Origin of the sequence: Mesorhizobium sp. M7A.F.Ca.AU.001.01.1.1 (genome assembly GCF_004022735.1) — a bacterium.
Taxonomy (GTDB): domain Bacteria; phylum Pseudomonadota; class Alphaproteobacteria; order Rhizobiales; family Rhizobiaceae; genus Mesorhizobium; species Mesorhizobium ciceri.
In genome coordinates this window covers 1-511 of sequence record NZ_RZPF01001340.1, presented here as the reverse complement: position 1 = coordinate 511, position 511 = coordinate 1, and the positions used below count along the sequence as shown (strand labels likewise).

Genomic DNA, 511 nt, shown 5'->3' with positions numbered 1-511 from the left:
GGACCACAGCATAGGTGCGAGCGACAGCTGGACGATTGCTTCCGATCAGAGCGTGTCCATAGGCGGCGGCCACACCGAGAGCATCGCGAAGGATCAAGGTTCGACGGTCGGCGGAGGACGCACCGCTTCGGTAGGCAAGGACGATTCGACATCGGTGGCCGGCGCGCATTCCCTCTCGGTCGGCAAAGACAGTGCCATTTCTGTCACCGGCAATGGCACGATCAAAATCGGCAAGAAGCTGGTCATCGACGCCGGTGACGAAATTCTCATCACAACCGGCTCGGCCAAGATCATGATGAAGAAAGACGGCACGATCGCGATCGAGGGCAAGGACATTTCGGTCAAAGGGTCAGGAAAGATCAGCATCAAGGCTTCTAGCGACATCACGATGAAGGGTTCGAAAATAGGGGAGAACTAGAGCATGGAAAAGGTTCGTGATCGCGTCGATGGCGTCGTAATTGGCCAGTTTCTCGGTTTCGGCGAAGACGGTCCTCTGGTAGTATTTCCGGGC

Annotated in this window: 1 pseudogene; it reads left to right on the top strand. The window is 56.6% G+C overall.

The annotated features are described in order from the left end of the window. A pseudogene (locus EN884_RS38060) lies at positions 1 to 418 on the top strand (type VI secretion system tip protein VgrG); the annotation flags it as partial. Positions 419 to 511: the final 93 nt, after the last annotated feature.